Source organism: Psychrobacter immobilis (genome assembly GCF_904846175.1).
In the GTDB taxonomy this organism is placed as follows: Bacteria; Pseudomonadota; Gammaproteobacteria; order Pseudomonadales; family Moraxellaceae; genus Psychrobacter; species Psychrobacter immobilis_E.
On sequence record NZ_CAJGZM010000001.1, the window covers coordinates 412,742 to 431,869 of the forward strand.

At 41.3% G+C, this 19,128-nt stretch carries 12 protein-coding genes; 3 read left to right on the plus strand and 9 right to left on the minus strand.

Annotation, left to right across the window (positions count from 1 at the left end):
• Window positions 1-108: 108 nt before the first annotated feature.
• Window positions 109-330: a translation initiation factor IF-1 gene (infA, locus tag JMW39_RS01700; RefSeq protein ID WP_010199824.1), complete on the plus strand. Its 222-nt coding sequence runs from the start codon at window positions 109-111 to the stop codon at window positions 328-330.
• A 190-nt stretch (window positions 331-520) separates the two neighbouring features.
• Here infA and JMW39_RS01705 read toward each other — a convergent pair whose 3' ends face one another.
• The 6 genes from JMW39_RS01705 to leuC all read right to left on the minus strand — a co-directional run bounded on the left by JMW39_RS01705 (window position 521) and on the right by leuC (window position 6,914).
• Window positions 521-1,642 (minus strand): L,D-transpeptidase family protein, encoded by a 1,122-nt coding sequence (locus JMW39_RS01705; protein ID WP_201543188.1) that lies wholly within the window; start codon window positions 1,640-1,642, stop codon window positions 521-523.
• 453 nt (window positions 1,643-2,095) lie between these two features.
• Window positions 2,096-3,199, minus strand: a complete 1,104-nt coding sequence (gene leuB, locus JMW39_RS01710; RefSeq protein ID WP_201543189.1) for a 3-isopropylmalate dehydrogenase — start codon at window positions 3,197-3,199, stop codon at window positions 2,096-2,098.
• Between the two features lie 183 nt (window positions 3,200-3,382).
• Window positions 3,383-4,150, minus strand: coding sequence for a hypothetical protein (locus JMW39_RS01715; RefSeq protein ID WP_201543190.1), 768 nt, complete (start codon window positions 4,148-4,150; stop codon window positions 3,383-3,385).
• A 243-nt stretch (window positions 4,151-4,393) separates the two neighbouring features.
• Entirely contained in the window at window positions 4,394-5,044 is a 651-nt protein-coding gene (gene leuD / locus JMW39_RS01720) for a 3-isopropylmalate dehydratase small subunit (protein WP_201543191.1), read from the minus strand.
• A gap of 134 nt (window positions 5,045-5,178) precedes the next feature.
• A complete protein-coding gene (locus tag JMW39_RS01725) occupies window positions 5,179-5,481 on the minus strand; it encodes a hypothetical protein (RefSeq protein ID WP_201543192.1) in 303 nt (100 codons plus the stop codon).
• A gap of 14 nt (window positions 5,482-5,495) precedes the next feature.
• Complete coding sequence (gene leuC / locus JMW39_RS01730) at window positions 5,496-6,914, minus strand: 3-isopropylmalate dehydratase large subunit (RefSeq protein ID WP_201543193.1); 1,419 nt, start codon at window positions 6,912-6,914, stop codon at window positions 5,496-5,498.
• A 373-nt stretch (window positions 6,915-7,287) separates the two neighbouring features.
• Between leuC and JMW39_RS01735 the strand changes: the two genes are divergently transcribed.
• Both JMW39_RS01735 and putP read left to right on the plus strand, forming a co-directional pair.
• Window positions 7,288-8,160 (plus strand): LysR family transcriptional regulator, encoded by an 873-nt coding sequence (locus tag JMW39_RS01735; protein WP_201543194.1) that lies wholly within the window; start codon window positions 7,288-7,290, stop codon window positions 8,158-8,160.
• 517 nt (window positions 8,161-8,677) lie between these two features.
• Entirely contained in the window at window positions 8,678-10,177 is a 1,500-nt protein-coding gene (putP, locus tag JMW39_RS01740) for a sodium/proline symporter PutP (RefSeq protein ID WP_201543195.1), read from the plus strand.
• 88 nt (window positions 10,178-10,265) lie between these two features.
• Here putP and JMW39_RS01745 read toward each other — a convergent pair whose 3' ends face one another.
• From JMW39_RS01745 to JMW39_RS01755, 3 genes are all read right to left on the minus strand, one after another.
• Window positions 10,266-11,819: a porin family protein gene (locus JMW39_RS01745; RefSeq protein ID WP_201543196.1), complete on the minus strand. Its 1,554-nt coding sequence runs from the start codon at window positions 11,817-11,819 to the stop codon at window positions 10,266-10,268.
• A gap of 139 nt (window positions 11,820-11,958) precedes the next feature.
• A complete protein-coding gene (locus JMW39_RS01750) occupies window positions 11,959-16,224 on the minus strand; it encodes a transferrin-binding protein-like solute binding protein (RefSeq protein ID WP_201543197.1) in 4,266 nt (1,421 codons plus the stop codon).
• A 783-nt stretch (window positions 16,225-17,007) separates the two neighbouring features.
• Window positions 17,008-19,005: a transferrin-binding protein-like solute binding protein gene (locus JMW39_RS01755; RefSeq protein ID WP_201543205.1), complete on the minus strand. Its 1,998-nt coding sequence runs from the start codon at window positions 19,003-19,005 to the stop codon at window positions 17,008-17,010.
• Window positions 19,006-19,128 lie beyond the last annotated feature (123 nt).

Sequence of the window (19,128 nt, forward strand, 5' to 3'; positions counted from 1 at the left end):
ATACATATCAATTAAAGGCTGTCAAGCAAAAATCAGGTTCCGTATTGCTTTAATCTGCTAACTTACGTATAATATGGGCTTATTTTAAATTGATTGATGATACAAATTATGGCAAAAGACGAGATTATTGAATTTGAAGGCGAAGTCATTGACACCCTTCCAAATACATTGTTTAAAGTTCGTTTAGAAAACGGACACGAAATCATTGCGCACATCTCAGGTAAGATGCGTAAGCACTATATTCGCATTTTGACTGGCGATAAAGTTAAGGTCGAGATGACGCCTTACGACTTATCAAAAGGTCGCATTACTTACCGTGGTAAAAACTAAATTCTTCTTGACTAAAATGGTTATAACAGCGTTGATATAAATGCTTGAGAGGTTTAACTGATAATAATAATGATACTGCTAACCTACTCATTATTGCCTATCATATTTTAGTCTAATAATATTGTTTTTTGCTTTTACCATAAAAATACCGCTAACTATCAGCGGTATTTTTATGTCTAAAATTTATTGATTATTTAAATTCAACGCTTGCGCCATTTTGTATCACACCCAGCAGCGCAAGCGCATCCCAGTTCGTTAAACGTATACAACCTGCAGATGCTTGGCGGCTGATACGAGCAGGGTCAGGTGAGCCATGAATGCCGTATGATGGCTTACTAAGTCCTATCCATACTAGTCCGACTGGATTATTAGGACCCGGCGGCAAAATAGACTTGCTGCCATTTTCTGCTGTATAAGTATAATTAGGTTCATGGACCTTTACTTCTACCGTATGCGTCCCTGTTGGTGATGGCGTTGCCGTACTGCCTACCGTGGTCGGATAACTGGCAATTAAATTATTTTTATCATCATAAGCGTATAAAGTTTCAGTAGCTTTATCAGCAACGACTCGGCTCACAGGCTTGGTATTAGGATTGCCTGGGTTATAAACGGTAATAGTTTCGCCTACCGCAAATTTAGCGTTTGGATTAAGTTCTTTAAGATAGTTTTCACTGATATGAAACTTTTCTGCCAAACCTTCAATGACCGTTTCATAATACATCCCTTCAAGTTTGGCTTTGGCTTCTGCGCCTGCTGGAATGGTTGTGGTTTTGATATTAACATCTGCATCAGTAAGCTGATAGTTCACTAATACTGGTTGCTGCATCAATTTATCGTTTTTGGTCAATGCCTGCCAGGTCTCAGTATTTAATGTATCAGTCACTGCCAACCCATTTGCCATTTGAAAAGCTTGCATCGCTTTACGAGAGTTCTTTCCCCAAGAGCCATCAACTGCACCAACGCCGTTTTGCTGCCAGTTTAATAGCGCTTGCAGCTTAGTAGTAGTATCACGATCTCTCTTCATACCTTGTTTCCAAGTCGCACTATTTACCTTTTGCGCCTGCACTGGCAGATTTTCAGTTGTATATTTAATAGTAGGTAACAACTTATTTAAAGATACCGCCGTTTTACTATTACCAGCAACCTGTTGACTCACACCATTAGTTACTGGACTTATATCACTAGTATTGCTAGCTGCAGTTTTATTAGCGACATTTGCGTTGTCAGTCGCAGCAATACTTTGATTCATAAACAAAACTGTTGATAAACCAATCGCTGCTATTGCCGCGCTGATTTTCGTTAATTGATACATGTAAAACTCCTAAAATTTTTATTGTTATCAATATTACTTCTTATTAAAATTTTAATGATAGAAATTTATTATTAAGACGTTTATTTTCAGTAATTTTTAATATCTTAATAAAATTTTTCCTTCGTAAAAAATCTAAGGTTAAAAAACAACTCTTATTATGATGACTTATTAAGCTAAGCTATTGTGACACATTAACCTGTGAGCATATAACCGCTTTGTGTTAATTAAACCCATATCCTGCGGTGTCTGTGTTAAAAGAAGCACTTTTTTGCGACTATCTGGTTGAGTGTGTTACGGTATGAAAGAGGTTTTAATAGATATAAAAAAAGCCCATCACTTGCTAAGCAAATGATGGGCTTTTAATTATAAAAGCTTTGAAATAGCAATATTTCTAACTATTAGAACTTCAGATTAACACTATTTGAAAAATGAGCTTATATTAAAGCTGCATTACTAAAGCAATTTTGCCAGTACCGCCTGCCCCATCTCTTGACAACCTACTTGTTTGAGTCCTGTTTCACTACGATCTAGGATATCAATGGTACGTAAACCATCGTCAAGCACATCACTGACTGCTTGTTCAATCGCTTGTGCAGCTTCTTCTTTCTTAAAGGTATAACGCAGCATCATCGCGACAGATAAGATGGTCGCTAATGGATTAGCTTTGTCTTGTCCAGCGATATCAGGCGCTGAGCCATGACAAGGCTCGTACATACCCTTGCCAGCCTCATCAAGGCTTGCTGATGGAAGCATGCCTATAGAACCAGTCAGCATCGCTGCTTCATCAGACAAGATATCACCAAACAGATTACCGGTTACCATCACATCAAACTGCTTAGGATCTTTAATCAGCTGCATACAAGCATTATCAGCATACATATGCGATAACGCCACATCGCTATAATCTGCTTGCTGCATCTCAATCATCGTCTGCTTCCAAAGTTCAGTGACTTCTAAGACATTGGCTTTATCTATCGAACAAACCTTGGCTGGAGTACCCGCTGCTTGGGCGCGAGTTTTTGCCAGCTCAAAAGCGACTTTACCGATACGCTGAATTTCACTGGTGCTATAAACCATGGTGTTATAGCCTTGCTGCTCACCATTCTCTAACGTGCGAATACCACGCGGCTCACCGAAATAGATACCACCGGTCAACTCACGTACAATCAGCAAGTCTAGACCTGAGATAATCTCAGGCTTGATGCTTGATGCATTAACAAGCTGCGGGTAAAGTTTTGCCACACGCAGATTGGCAAACAAACCAAGCTCACTACGGATTTTGAGCAGACCACGCTCAGGACGTTTGCTACGCTCGATAGCATCCCATTTAGGACCACCAACCGCACCTAATAACACGGCATCTGCTGTACGCGCACGTTGTAGCGTTTCTTCTGGCAACGGTTCACCCGTTGCATCAACTGCCACACCACCGATTAGTCCAGACTCAAGGGTAAAGCCTAACGCAAACTTATTATTGACTGCTTCGAGCACATCAATAGCTTGAGTCATGATTTCAGGGCCGATGCCGTCGCCTGCTAATGTTAAAATCGTTGCCATACTAATCCTTGTGGGTAAATGGGTAAGTAAGTTGTTGTTTATGGTATTGCTAGTTATAGTATTGCTAGCAAGGCTTGTAATAGCCTGTTAAAAAACAACTTCTTGGGCAATGAGCTGCACAAGAAGTCGTGGTATATCCATCTAAATGAGTTTTAAGTTGTTAATATTTTAGAAATCTATTCATCAAGCTTTCGTTTTCACTTTGTTTTTTGCTGGTGGCTTTGATGGCGACTGAGAAGGTTCAGCTTTAACCACACGGGCTTCTACAAACTCTCCTTCATGCTCAGTTCCGACCTCTTTACAAAAACGGCGTTGGACATTATTGCCTTGATATAGCTCAACACATAACGGCTCTGGTGAAGCACTATCTAACAAACTACCTGAGTTTGCGCTAGATTTTTTTTGATAAGCACGTAGCTGATACGTACCTGCTTCAGCAAAGTCATGAATCATCGCAAACCGCTCGACATAGCCCAAATTATTTTCTGGATAGAAATTTACTTGCACTTCACGTTTTGCAGGTTTTACCCGCGCATAATAATTGGTTAGCCCAGGCATAGCAGACGCCGACAAAGGGACAATTTTAATCGCGTTTTTATGAATGAGCGGTGACATGTCCATACTCATTGCCGCTGTCGCATGCTTACTAACCGTGCGACTTTTACTGTCTGTATTCACGTTTTGCATCGCTACCAACATGGCAGGATTGATAGGTTCATGAGTATCACTGCCTATAATGCGCGTCTGATCAATGCGAGCAATTTCGCAGTGATAAGTCCCTACGCAGGCAATATTTACTTCTCCAGCGATAGGGGTGATTTTTCCTGTCCATACCTTGGCATTTTGCGCTGTTTCTATTTGTTGATAACCCGTCAATGCCTGACAGCCAGATAATAATAAGCTTGAGGCAATAGCGGTGCTTGTCCATATAGCAAAACGTGTTTTATTCATAATGGCGGCTACTATTTATAAGGTAAAAAATACAATAAGATAAAAAATAGATTACCATTCATTTTAGCCACTTAATTGCCATAACTCAACGCTGTATTAGCGCTGAGCACTTTTATATATTGAATAAGTTTATATTGAATAATATTTTTCTATTAGAGGTTTTTTATCAACCTTATTATGAAAATTCTTATGATTCAAAACTTTGCTGTAAAAGGCTTTGTTGTCAAAAGCTTTTTTTAAAAATCAGGCTCTGACATCATTAAATATCCAAGGTGTTTTTTGCATCATTTTATGCTCGTAGTCTTTAATAGCATCGCTTTGCTGCAAAGTCAGCCCGATATCATCAAGACCATTCAGCAAACAATGCTTACGAAACTCATCGACTTCAAAAGCGTGCTCTTCACCAGTTGGGGTAATGACCATTTGGCGCTCAAGGTCGGCAGTTAACTCATAGCCTTCATTGGCAAGCGTCGCTTTCATCAAGGTATCAACGATGGCTTCATCCAAGACGATTGGCAGCATGCCATTCTTAAAGCAGTTATTATAAAAAATATCAGCAAAGCTTGGTGCAATAATAGTACGAAAGCCATATTCTGAAAGCGCCCAAGGGGCATGCTCACGGCTCGAGCCACAACCAAAGTTTCTGCGTGCCAGCAATATAGTCGCGCCTTGATAACGGGGTTTATTCAAGATAAAATCTGGGTTAATAACGCGAGTGCTATTATCTTGACCCGGATAACCTTCATCGAGATAACGCCAATCATCAAATAAATTGACGCCAAAACCGGTACGCTTAATCGATTTCAAAAACTGTTTGGCGATAATTTGGTCGGTATCGACGTTTGCGCGATCGAGCGGACAAACGATACCGGTTTGGGTGTTATAAGCTTGCATAGGGTTACCTTTTCTATTAAGTTTATATTTTTTTGAAGTTTAGTGATGATGTGAACTATAGATATAGTATGGTCAAGACTATCTATTTTTAATATGACGCATCTGCCTATATTCCAACGGGGTTCAATTAAAATTCACCAAGCATATTTAAAACGAACGCTATTTAATAAATCTAAATGAACCTTACAGCCTTCTTGAAATTGAATACTTCTACACAAATCCTCAGTGACGGTAATAGTAGCGACATGAATACCATTTATTTTACATATCCAATAAACCTTAGGACTTGCTACACTAGCTAATGGATACTTATTCAAAATTGTAGTTACTAACTCTTTTAAAGGTAGGTTAGACTCAAGACTTAATTTAGCATAATGAGGCGCGTCAACGTCATCACCCATACAGACAGAATCTCTAGTTACTTCAAAATCAATCATTGATAATAGGGTCATTAAAACGTGCGTACATCGACAAAGTGACCAGCTAATGCAGCAGCTGCAGCCATCGCTGGGCTGACCAAATGCGTACGACCACCATTACCTTGACGACCTTCAAAATTACGGTTAGACGTTGAAGCACAGTGTTCTTGTGGCTCAAGCTTATCGGCATTCATCGCAAGGCACATAGAACAACCCGGCTCACGCCATTCAAAACCAGCATCCGTAAACAAAGCATCTAAGCCTTCTGCTTCCGCCTGTAATTTCACTTGACCAGAACCGGCTACGACAATCGCTTCTTTAATATTATCGGCAACTTTACGACCTTTAATCACCGATGCTGCATCACGTAAATCTTCGATACGTGAGTTGGTACACGAACCAATAAAAATACGGTCAAGCTGAATATCGGTAATTTTTTGTCCAGCTTCTAAACCCATATAGGTATAAGCGCGTAACCAGCCTTCTTCTTGCGCTTCATCAACTGCTTGATCTGGTGTTGGCACCGACTGAGTAATATCCACGACCATTTCAGGAGAAGTACCCCAAGATACTTGCGGGGCTATCTCGTTACCATCCATCTCAATCACGGTATCAAATACTGCATCATCATCTGAATAGAGGGTGCGCCAATAAGCTTCCGCTTGCTCCCACTGTTCTTCAGTCGGCGCATAAGGACGACCTTTGACATAATCAATAGTCGTATCGTCGACGGCAACCATACCGACGCGCGCACCCGCTTCAATCGCCATATTACAGACGGTCATACGGCCTTCCATGCTCATGTCTTCAAATACTTGCCCAGCAAATTCAATCGCATGCCCCGTCCCGCCAGCAGTGCCAATTTTGGCAATAATAGCAAGCACCACATCTTTTGATGTCACGCCAGCACCAAGTTTACCGGTGACCCGAATTTGCATATTTTTTGATTTCTTTTGAATCAAACACTGCGTTGCCAATACATGCTCAACTTCTGAGGTACCGATACCGTGTGCCAAGCAGCCCAATGCGCCATGAGTAGCCGTATGTGAATCACCGCAAACAACGGTCATACCAGGCAAGACCAAACCTTGTTCAGGACCGACTACATGCAAGATACCTTGACGGGCATCATTAATGGTAAACTCAGCAATATCAAACTTCGCACAATTTTCATCCAAGGTTAATACCTGCAGGCGCGATACCTTATCTTTAATACCAGCCACGCCTTCTGAGCGCTCTTTAGTCACCGTTGGTACGTTATGGTCTGGGCTTGCGATATTAGCCGACAGACGCCACGGCGCACGATTGGCAAGCTCCAAGCCTTCAAATGCTTGCGGGCTTGTCACTTCGTGTAGCAAATGGCGGTCGATATAAATTAGGCTCGAACCATCGTCACGCTTGGTGACTTCGTGAGCATTCCAAAGTTTGTCATATAATGTTTGACCGGCCATACTGCTATCCTTTTTAGTTGCTAATTACTTAATATTTCACTGGCTTACTCGGTGTAAGCAAAAATTTTGTTCAATATTTGATTATATCTACGTCTGATTATCTATATTCTGAATATATATAAAGTTGTGCCCTCGCCTCATTCTTAGATACTTATTGTTGCAATGAACTTTTAAAACAAGGGTGATGCTACTGATTACCAAATTAATAAAATAAATATGTGACAATACGTCTTGATGTCTTGTGATTATAGCAGGCTAATCCTATAATAATAATTGATGATTTTTGCATAGTCACAAACTTTTATTTCTAATTCATTATGATTAGGCTAGCCAACTTTTATTTATAGCTCGCTACGTAGCTAAGGACATCGGTGTGAATACCACAAATTTGACGACATTTGTCACTGTTATGCAAACAGGCAGCATTTCAGGTGCAGCAGAAAAACTGTTTATTACTCAGCCTGCGGTCAGTAAACGCATCAAAAACTTAGAAGATGAATTTAATATCACCCTATTTGATACAGTCGGGCGCGGTATTGTACCGACTCAAGCTGCCAGTGAAATGCTGCCTCACGCCAAACGCTGGCTTGAAGATTATGAGAACTTTAAAATAAATCTCCAGCATTCGAAGCATATCGTATCGGGCAAACTCGTTATCGGCACCAGCCATCATATCGGCTTGCACCACCTCGCCCCTGTGCTCAAGCATTTTATCCAGGCCTATCCTGCCGTACAACTAGAAGTGCATTTTGTCGATTCAGAAACGGCTCATAAAGCGGTACTCGATGGCGATTTGTCACTCGCATTTTTAACCTTACCGCCCGTTTATGATAAGCGTTTAACCTATTATACCTTGTGGTCAGATCCGCTCTATTTTATGACCGGTACTTTATCGCCTTTGGCTACTAAGTCTAACGTGACGCTCGAGCAATTGGCGCGCTACCCTGCTATTTTGCCGTCTGCCAATACTTTTACCAGTCAGATTACCTTAGCGGAATTTGCTAAGCATAATCTAAAACCTTATGCCACCATGAGTACCAACCCATTAGAATCTATCCGGATGTTGGTTTCTGTGGGACTTGGCTGGTCAGTATTACCGCAAACGATGGTCAGTCAAGATTTAGAACGTATCGATATGGCAGATAATATTGAATTGCAACGTTATTTGGGCGTGGTTATTAATCCAAAACTCACCCAATCAAGCAGTGTAACCGCATTGTTAGATTTGCTTGCTCCGATTGACTAGAGCTTGAGCAAGCGATTCTAATTATTTGCTAACAGAGATATTTATTCGACACATTAGCGCGTTCGCATTTGTGCCACTCATACGTTATAATACGGCTGACGTTGTTTAGATAACATTAATTTACCTTAACCACACTGATAATCATATATTGAAGACTTCTAGTAATATATGATAGTAAGTATTAGGTTGAATGGTTTTAAATGATTGGTTATATAAACGACTGATATTTGTAGATGATGAGCAGATGCGAGCAATAAAAATGTAAAATTGAACTATGTATTGCCTCTTGTGTTTCATCATGACTTTATAAGTATCAGCCCTAGAACAGCATCAATCATATAAAACTAATAGAAGCATTTGAATAAAAGCCATTATGTCCTACTTAATGGCTTTTTTCGTCTTCAGATTTTTTATCTTGAGATATTTTGAGATATGGTTTTTAAGCAACGTCTTGTAAGACTTAATTCTTCTCGTTAAAAATAATGACAGCCAACTATGTTGGTTAAGGATAGTTTATATGAACGGAGTTTCTAGTGGCGTGCTGATATCACTCGGCGCCTATTTCTTAGTGATGATTGGTATTGGAATTTATGCTTATTTTAAGCAATCAAACGATACTGAAGGCTATATGCTTGGCGGTCGTAATCTAGGTCCCGCTGTTACGGCACTGTCAGCAGGTGCCTCAGACATGTCAGGTTGGTTATTACTCGGTCTACCTGGTTATATGTATGCTGATGGTGTGGTCAGTATATGGATTGCACTAGGTTTGACCTTGGGTGCCTTTTTAAATTATATCATCGTAGCGCCGCGTCTTCGTGTTTATACCGAGGTCGCTGACAATGCCATCACTTTACCTGATTATTTCGCCAACCGCTTTGAAGATAAATCACACATGTTACGTGTCATTTCTGCTGTGGTTATCATTTTATTCTTTACCGTCTATACCGCAGCAAGTTTAGTCGGTGGCGGTAAACTTTTCGAAAGCTCGCTTAACCTTTCTTATAGCACTGGTTTGTGGGTTACGGCTGGTGTGGTCGTCGCTTATACGCTATTTGGTGGTTTCTTAGCCGTCTCAATGACGGATTTCGTACAGGGTATCATCATGCTGTTTGCGATGGTTATCGTACCTGTCGTTGCCTTTACTGATCTTGGCGGCATTTCAGCTACGACTGAGGCGGTCAGAAACATCGATCCGAACCTACTTAATGTCACCAGTGGCATGACGATCCTTGGTATTGTCTCATTAATGGCTTGGGGCTTGGGATACTTTGGTCAGCCACATATTATCGTGCGCTTTATGGCTATTCGCTCAGTTAAAGATATACCAACAGCACGTAACATCGGTATGAGTTGGATGATTGTAAGTTTAATTGGGGCATTGATGACTGGTTTTGCTGGTCGTGCTTATGTACAAAAAACAGCGATGACCTTAGAGGACCCTGAAACCATCTTCTTAGTATTTACACAGTTTCTGTTCACACCTCTTGTTTCAGGTTTCTTATTAGCCGCTATTTTAGCAGCGATCATGAGTACTATTTCCTCACAACTACTCGTGGTATCAAGCTCATTGACTAAAGATGTTTATAAGTTGTTCTTTGATAGAGACGCGCCAGAAGCACGCCAAGTATTGGTCGGTCGCCTTTCAGTTATCGTGGTCGCAGTCATTGCCATTTTATTGGCTTCAAACCCAGAAAGCTCGGTACTGAGCTTAGTATCTAACGCTTGGGCAGGATTTGGTGCTGCATTTGGACCCTTGGTTATCTTCAGTCTCACATGGCGTCGTATGAACCGTAATGGTGCTGTTGCTGGTATGGTTGTGGGTGCATTGACTGTCATCTTATGGATTTATGGTCCTTTCCAAATGAATGGTGTCGCGTTAAACAGCTGGTTATATGCGATTGTTCCAGGCTTTATCTTAAGTACCATTGCTATCTTTGCAGTAAGTATCATGACTGGCGGTCCAAAACCTTCAGTATCTGCAAAGTTTAAAGAGATGGAAATGAACTTAGATAAATAAGCACTGTTTATTCACTATTTTATTGATAAAAAACCTCGCTAATTGGCGAGGTTTTTTATTATCACTGTATGGTAACAAACTTATTATATTAAAAGGTTTTAGTTAATAATACTGTTGCTGATTTTTCATCACGATCATCATAATAAGCAAAGTTACTAGAAGTTGTTTCATAATCAAATACCAATCTTGGCGTTAATCCGAGTACAGTCAAGTCGCGCTTCCATACTTGTAGACCTAGCGAGGTAGTTTTGTCTTCTCTTCTAGAACCTGGCTCTCCGCCTACCGCATTATAATAGCCTTTCCAAGCGCCACTACCTGCTGGATAAGCATCGGCAGGGTCTTCATACTTTTTGATACCGTAGCCTACTGACGCTAGTGTTGAGATACCGCGTTTCCATTCACGTCCCCAGCCACCGTTAATCGAGTTACGGTCATAGCTGATAATACTTGATTTGGGCACATCATTTTGATAATTACCTAAACCACCGTAAAAATACTCTTTGGCATCTTTAATATAAAAGGCATTTAAACCCAAAAACTGACCATCTGTCTCGCGATTTTGGTTGTCATCGTCTTCAAAGGTTTCATTGGATAAGATACCTGTAGCCGTTAGCTTTAGTTTCGGTTTTACCCAACGTGAGCCACTAATAGTCACGCCTTTTCGTAAGCTATATGCTTCTTCATCATAATACCGTTTAGTCACAAAAGGCGTGAGAGAGAGATCATTTTTGGCATCGTCATAACCAACGCCAGCGGAGGCGGTAAATAGATAATCGTTATAGTCAGTCTCATCCCAATAGCCTTTCAAAGAGGCATTGCCACCTACAGTTGCATAAAAGTTATCAGGTAAATTAAAGCGCTTGTTTGCGCTGCCAGATACTTGAATACCATTGGCTGACTTTTGCTCAATCGAGCGCCCTAAATCAGATTGAATAGACTTAGATGGTGCGTCATTAATATTATTATCTCTGACATAGCTTGCTGAAGCATTAAATTGCCATTTCTCTGAACTATTGATTTGGGCTAACGAGTTTTGAACTCTAGCCATCACAGGTGCTGGCAGGTCAACCGACTGCAGCTTAAGAAATTGCTCTTTTGCGGCGGCATACTGCTTATCAGCTTGCATCGCAATTGCCATGTTTAAACGAACAGGATGAAAGTCTGGGTCTGCCGCTAACATACCGCGATAGATCTCAATCGCTTGTTTGTTTTTAGCCTCACTACGATATATCAAGGCGTCAGCGAATTTGATCAGCATAGGATCATTGGTTTCTAACGCTTTATAGTGTGGCAATATCTGCTTCACTGTCACCATATCTTGCGCAGCTAGGGCATCATTTAAGAACTTGCTAAATGCAGCTGGGTTGGCTTTTAAAGCTGCTAAATTATAAGCGGTGGCGGCAGCAAGTTGCTGACGACTTCTAATAGCACGTTGTGCTTCTGTGTCAGTGACAGTGGTGGAAGGCGCAGTAGGGTCTGCTACAGCGGTTTGACTCTCACGTCTTAAGAGCTCATCAGCTTGGTTAAGCTCGGGCTCTATACCTGGCAGATCGTCTGGTGCAGCCATTGATGGTAGAGAAAACGCCATCATCGATAGCAAAATAGAAGCTGTGATAGGTTTGCGCATATATTGATTATTCATGGGTATCCTTACCTAAGTACGATCACTAGTTTTCTAAACATTTTTTCAACTTCAATTATCCTAAGGGATTTTAATAGTTTAAGCGAGCAAAAAAGCGCCCTAGGACGCTTTTTTGTTTGTTTTATACAGTCATATTACTTTATTGCTTTTCGGCACCAAAGGTTCCTTGGAAAGTTGTGCCAGTACCTGGATCAGTACCAGTACCTGGAACACTACTGTCAGGTCTAGCTTCTTGATAGATTCCACCTAAGAATTTAGCATCTTCACCATAAAAACCACCTGCCGTCGTAACATTGTTAGCCGCATTGGTACCTGTAAAGGTGTTGCCTGTAATATTAGCATTAATGCCAATATTCTTATCACCAGCAAAAGCTAAGTTACCCGTTAGCGAGTCATTGACAAAGTTAACATCAAATGTAGAAGTACCATTCAGGACTAAACCCATTGGACCACCTGCTGCAAGATGCAAGTTATCTGCATAGGTCGCAACACCAGCATACTGTACAATGCCATCATTGATGCCATTAGCAACGTCATACCGAGCTTGAGCTTTTAGGTAATCCATATCTTCTTGGGCAGTACTATTACCCACAACATAGACGTTGGCATAGCGTGATTTGATACCTGAAGCTATACCGCTACGCTTGTCTAAATCGCCATACACATGACCAATCTGCATCTGAGAATCGAAATTCTTATAGACAGATTGATAAGGAAGTGTCAAATCAGCAGTTGGAGATACAGATACGCCTGTATTTACTTCTTTCCATAACACTTCATTTGCTTTTGATGATTTTTTAAAGCTGTCAGTGTTCGCAACAGCGACGTCATCTGCTCTAACCGTAGTGAGTGTAAAGTCCTGTTTGGCAGTATTGAACTTATTAGGCTTAACAATGTCGAGACGCGCCTCTATAGCATTGTAAGTTAGGTTATCAACTTTACTATCTTTAATAATTATTGGCGCCTCATCTTCACCACTACCTCTTGTCGTCTTATAGGTTTCATTGTCTGTAATGAACTTACGGAATCCAATAGCATTACTGGTTCCTAAACCTGCTTGACTACTTAAAGTGTTGCTCATGGTACCAGTAGCATCTGAATTAGCGGCAGCATCTGGATTAACAGGAACAACAGTTGGATCGAATGGTTCTTCGGCTGCTGGCAATACTTTAGTAGCACCATATGTTCCTTTACCTGAGCCGTCTTGATAGACCCCACCTAACAACCCTGCATCTTCACCAAAGAAACCACCCTTAGTATCAAGACCGTTCCAATTACCTGCAAATGTATTACCAGTAATTTCTGCTTTGACCTTTTTGACACCGACATCAGTGAATGACAACGTACCATCGACCTGCTGATCAACAAAATCGACACTGAATTTAGAAGTACCTACAGATGGATCATTACCAATTATTTGGTCATTTTTGAGATAAGTAGCGTCGCCTTCATACTTCACCTTGCCATCATTAATACCATTATCAATATTGTACTGTGATAACGTCTTCATGTACTGCATATCTTCAGCGTTTGTACCATTACCCTGAACATAGACATTAGATAGTGTATCTAGTCGAGTACCATTGTTTGAAGTCTTAAGATCACCGTACAAATGACCTATCTGCATTTGATCATCATAGTTTTTATAGACTGAGGTGTACTTAAAAGTCCTATTTAAATACCCTGCTGGCAGTGAGTAGAGAGAACTCTTTTTGAAACCGTTTAGATAATCTTGATCAGCTACATTGCGCAGAGCAAACTCAGTGGTGGTTTTATTATCATAACGTCCAGAACCAGTTTCTACTAAAAGAACTTTAAGTTTATCGTAACTACTCGAATTATTGGCATTAATAGCACTATTGTCGCTGCCCGAAATAGTATTCTGGAAACCACTGAGTTTTGTATTCACAGGTGCCTGTGGATTAGCCGGTGCTGGCGGTAGCTCTTTCTCTGCAGCTAAGGCGTCTTCGGCAGCTTGCGCTCTATCTTCTGCTTCTTCAGCGCGAGTTTTAGCATCAGCAGCGGCAGTTTTTGCTTTTTCAGCACGTACTTCAGCATCAGCCGCTTGGGCTCTTGCATCAGCAGCTTGTTGATTGGCTGTTGCTACTTTCTTGTCCGCTTCTATTTTCGCGTCACCAATAGCTTTGTCTGCTGCTACTTGCGCTGCAGTGGCTGCAGCTTCTGCTGAAGATTGGGCTAACAATGCAGCTTCTTTGGCAGTTTCTGCTTTGCTTGCAGCTTCTAAAGCAGCAGCTTGAGCCGCTTCTGCTAAGGCGGCACGCTCTAACGCTAATGCTAACTGATCTTGCCCATTACCTGCATTTGCTAGGGCGTCTTCAGCCGCAGCTAAGGCTTCTTGGGCTTTAGTAGCATCCGCTTGGGCTTTAGTAGCCGCAGCTTGTGCTTTATCTGCAGCAGCTTGAACCGCAGCGATAGCAGCATTGGCTTTATCAGCATCCGCTTGCGCTTTCACAGCCGCTTGCTCTGCTGCGGTTTGCTTGTTGCTCTTGGCACCATAAGTACCTTGAGCGCCATTACCTTCGTAAACACCACCTAAGTATTGAGCATCACCACCATAGAATCCACCATCAGCGTTATAACCGCCTTTTTCACCTGAAAACTGGTTGCCTAAAATAGCAGCTTCTAAACCAATGGTCTTATTACTAAAGGTCAAATCACCTTTTAGGTTCTTGGCAACAAAGTCAGCGGTAAATACTGAGGTTCCAAATTGGATGTCTTTTCCTAAACCGATCTCACGATAGGTGGCATCACCTGTATAGCCAACTTTACCTTCTGTTGGCATGTTGATAACTTGGGTTGCGTTACCCACTACTGCAACACCATTGACGGGTAATAGACCAGCAGCGGTGCCATCAATATGAGCGACTCTTAAATCATCACCGAAATCTTTATAGGTTGAGGTATAAACTAAGTCTTGTTCACCTAATGAGGCGGTCACTACTTTGGTGGTGTTTTCGAATGATTTAAATCCATTAGAGCCTGCTACTGCTGCATCATTGGCTCCGCTGACTTTAAGTGCTACAGGGTCTGAGACTAGACCTCCAGAAGCGATATCCGCACGAGCTTGTACTTGTGTTGCATCGGTAATCCCGAAGTCACGAGTGGTGGTTGTCAATGCGCCTTGGCCTAAACCTGAAGCGTCGATACTGACATGCTGCACCCCAGTCTTCTTAGTTTCCGGTGCATTCTTGATTTGCGAGGCGGCTAAGGCATCTTTGGCATCTTTGGCGGCTTGATTGGCTACTGCCACTTGTGCCTCTGCTGCGGCAGTCGCTGCTGCTTGTGCTTGCTCGGCTGCAGTGGCTTTAGCGTTCGCTGCGTCAAGGGCTGCTTGACGACGATCCACCTCTGCTTGTAGCGCTGCTGGATTACCTCCATTGACCAAGGCTTCTGCTAGATCTTTCTCAGCTTTATCTAAGGCAGCTTGTGCGCTCGCTAACTCCCCTTTGGCTTTATCAGCTTCTATTTTGGCATCATTAGCTTTCTGCTTCTCAAGCTCTGCTTGCGCTTTGGCATCTTTGGCTATTTGTTCTGCCTTCTCCTTAGCTTCTTCTGCCGCTTCTTTAGCAGCTGTTTCTGCGTTGAGTGATTCTTCGATTTCTTTAGCCTTGCTTTCTGCTAAATTAGCCCGGATATCTGCAGATTTTACTTTGTCTTCGGCATTTTTAACTTTTTCTACTGCTTCGGCAGCAGTTTTTTTAGCGGCATCTACTTGCTCTTTAGATGCTTTCGCAGCTGCTTCAATTTTCGCTACTGCTTCTGCTCTAGCGGCTTCCGCCGTCGCTTTTGCCTGTACTACTTCTGCTCTTGCAGTTTCTATTGCAATTTTTCCAGCTTCTGCCGCTTTCTCTGACTCTTTGCCAAACCTTTCTTGTGCAGCTCTTAGTGCATCTTCCGCTGCTTTAGTTTTAGCCTCTGCTACTTTAAGTGCTTCTTCAGCCACTTTAGTTTTGGCCTCTGCAGCTTTGATAGACTTTTCTATTTCATTGGTAGTAACAACTATGCCTGTGTTACTACCGCTGGTTCCACTACCACTGGTTCCACTATCACTGGTTCCACTACCACTGGTTCCACTACCACTGGTTCCACTACCACTGGTTCCACTACCACTGGTTCCACTATCACTGGTTCCACTATCACTGGTTCCACTATCACTGGTCCCACTATCACTGGTTCCACTACCACTGGTTCCACTACCACTGGTTCCACCCGCATCCGCTGTTGGCAAAATAGGTGATGGTTTTGGGGTGACGGTGTCATCACTACCGTCTGTTGCACACGACGACAAGATAATAGCGGTTAAGAGAACCACACTCGCTTTGAGCGGGGTGTTTAATTTCTTTACTGTCGATATAGCTGAGATTGAATGACGGTTAGGTGACATTCGTCTTCCTCCATGAAGAGTTTATGATATTTTAGTATCTAATCCATTAGGCACAACATTTATCTAGTAGCTTGTATAGATAAACAAATTAGATACAAAAAGTCAAATTATATTAATGAAATATTGTTTACTGTAATATCTAGTTACTAATTAATATTCATTAAAAAGGATATTCACAAAATAATACGAATTATCAAAAGGGCCGCTGTGTGGATAGGATCAATTTTTTAGTGCATTGTATATAAATAAGACTGAATCAGGAACTGTTTTTGTACGAGAAACTTGCGGATATTATAACGTAAAGAGCATAAGTCAACTGTATTTCTACTGGATAGTTGAATTAAACAAGGTATGGTTAAGTATTACTTATTAGATAGTGGTAATATTGAAGTTATGATCATTGTTTATCAGAGACGCACCAAATGGAATGTACTTCAATAACTTTAAGAATACCTATCGAAACTTGCATAGTAGAAGGATTGTATAGCAAATATCTAAGAGGAAGCCTTTGGATTAAATAAAAAAATTAAAGAATATATCGATAATAATCTGAAATAATGATCACAGCTTTAATTGATATACATTCAGTTGTAACTAAAAAGTAAATAATAATTCACTATTAATATAAAATAACAATTCAATTTTAGAAATCTATCATTTTTTAGTAGATAATAGTCAATTAATATAATGTATATAAAATAGCAATATCACTCCAATTTATTATGTGCAACAAAAAAAGCGCCCTAGGGCGCTTTTTTATTTAAGATTATTTATTTCATAAATTTATTGCTTTTCAGCACCAAAAGTACCTTGGAACTTAGTACCCGTTCCAGCGCCTGCACCTTTACCACCAGCTATATCACCTGCATCTTGGTAAATACCACCCAAGAACTCTGCTTTGTCACCGTAGAACCCACCAGCAGTGTCGATGTTATTCACATTGCCAGCAAAAGTGTTACCAGTAATATCTGCATTTATAGCAATCTTGTTACCAGTAGGCATATATTTATAGTTGCCAGCATCAAATGATAATGTACCTTCAAGCTTGCTGTTAACAAAGTCAACATCAAAATTAGAAGTACCATTCACTGGTGCTATGATAGCGCCTTCTGTAGGAGTAGCAGTCCATTTGAATCCTGAAACAGTAGTTCCGAAATCGTCTAGGTGAATGTTTTCCATATATGTGGCAGAACCAACATATTGAGCTTTACCATCATTCACCTTAGCGAGGGAGTCCATATAAGCTTGGCTGGTTAAGTTCCCTTGAACATAGACATTTGCTACTCTAGATACATCACCGGCAACACTTGAGTTTATGAAACCATAAACATGACCCGTCTGCATTTGTGTGCCAAAGCTTTTATAAACAGCATTGTACTTAAAGTCTGGATTAAAATTGCCTTTACCCGCTTCAACTTTTAGACTACCTAACCCTTCCTGTTTTGGATTTACCGTAAGCGCTTTTTGTACAGACTGCGGTTTAACCATGTCAGCACGCAACGACAATATATCAAATGCAGTGAAGTTATCACCGGTATCTAATACTTTATCGTTAGGAAGAGTTCCATCTGCAGCAACATCTGCTTGGTTGCCGGACCAAGTATCTTTATCACCTCGGATTGCTGAATAGCCAATCGCTGAGTCTAACTGACCTTGATTCAATGGTAGTTCACGCTCTTTACTACTTAGTGCAGTCGATTGGAAACCAGTTATGTTAGTGTCAGCCGGTGGTAGATTTGGATCAACTGGGTCAACTGGTGTACCACCCTTCTCTCCACCGAAAGTACCTTGAGAACCGTTACCTTCATAGATCCCACCGATAAAGTTGGCATCTTTACCGTAGAAAGCACCATTAGTATTGTAACCATTCTTCTCACCAGAGAATTCATTAGCTGCAATGTCTTCCCCTCCAATATTAGCTGAAAGAATAATATCTTCTGTCTTAGCGAACTTAAGCGTACCATCCACTTTTTTAGCAACAAAGTCAGCGGTGAACTCAGAGCTACCGTATTCAACCGCATTATCTATACCAACTTTACGATTGGTGGCATCACCAGCATACTCAAACGTGCCTTCTGTTGGTAGTGTTGCTGTTTTATTACCTACTACCGCTACACCATCTACAGGTACAGCGCCATTGGCTGCTGCGCCATCTATATGGGCAATACGCATCTCACCATTTGCACCAAAGTCTTTATAGGTTGCAATGTAAGCCAAATCACCTTCACCTGTGACGTTGCCAGTGCCTTCATAAGCTTTGAAGCCATTTTCCGTTTCAGCATCATTGTCACCTGACACCTGAATTGCTATTGGTTCTGGTAGAATATCAAGCGCTAAGTCAGCACGGGCATCGACATCTGAATTACTACGAATAGTAAAGTCACGAGTAGTGGTTGTTTTGACGCCTTGCTCTAATAGAATTGCATCAACAGATAAATGCTGTGCACCTGATAATTTAGTTTCTGCTGCAGAGCTATATTCTGCAGGCGTTGGCGTAGGCGTAGGCGTAGGCGTTGGCGTTGGCGTTGGCGTTGGCGTTGGCGTTGGCGTAGGCGTTGGCGTTGGCGTTGGCGTTGGCGTAGGCGTTGGCGTAGGCGTAGGCGTTGGCGTTGGCGTAGGCGTTGGCGTTGGCGTTGGCGTTGGCATGTACGGATAATCACCGCTGTCGCTACCACATGCTGATAACATAATAGCAGTGATTAACAACACACTTGCCTTTAAGGGGGTATTTAATTTTTTTGCTGTTGATACAGCTGAAATTGAATGACGGTTAGGTGACATTCGTCTTCCTCCATGAAGAGTTTATAATAATCCATTAGATAAAGCTTAAAACATAGTACTGCTATAGATAATCAAAATTGTCAAATAAAGTCAACTAAAATTAAGAAACTGTACATTCACTTT

Excerpts from the sequence above, each read along its gene's own strand:
- infA (WP_010199824.1), top strand. The coding sequence starts at position 109 with ATGGCAAAAGACGAGATTATTGAATTTGAAGGCGAAGTCATTGACACC.
- JMW39_RS01705 (WP_201543188.1), bottom strand. The coding sequence starts at position 1,642 with ATGTATCAATTAACGAAAATCAGCGCGGCAATAGCAGCGATTGGTTTA.
- leuB (WP_201543189.1), bottom strand. The coding sequence starts at position 3,199 with ATGGCAACGATTTTAACATTAGCAGGCGACGGCATCGGCCCTGAAATC.
- JMW39_RS01715 (WP_201543190.1), bottom strand. The coding sequence starts at position 4,150 with ATGAATAAAACACGTTTTGCTATATGGACAAGCACCGCTATTGCCTCA.
- leuD (WP_201543191.1), bottom strand. The coding sequence starts at position 5,044 with ATGCAAGCTTATAACACCCAAACCGGTATCGTTTGTCCGCTCGATCGC.
- JMW39_RS01725 (WP_201543192.1), bottom strand. The coding sequence starts at position 5,481 with ATGATTGATTTTGAAGTAACTAGAGATTCTGTCTGTATGGGTGATGAC.
- leuC (WP_201543193.1), bottom strand. The coding sequence starts at position 6,914 with ATGGCCGGTCAAACATTATATGACAAACTTTGGAATGCTCACGAAGTC.
- putP (WP_201543195.1), top strand. The coding sequence starts at position 8,678 with ATGAACGGAGTTTCTAGTGGCGTGCTGATATCACTCGGCGCCTATTTC.
- JMW39_RS01745 (WP_201543196.1), bottom strand. The coding sequence starts at position 11,819 with ATGAATAATCAATATATGCGCAAACCTATCACAGCTTCTATTTTGCTA.
- JMW39_RS01750 (WP_201543197.1), bottom strand. The coding sequence starts at position 16,224 with ATGTCACCTAACCGTCATTCAATCTCAGCTATATCGACAGTAAAGAAA.
- JMW39_RS01755 (WP_201543205.1), bottom strand. The coding sequence starts at position 19,005 with ATGTCACCTAACCGTCATTCAATTTCAGCTGTATCAACAGCAAAAAAA.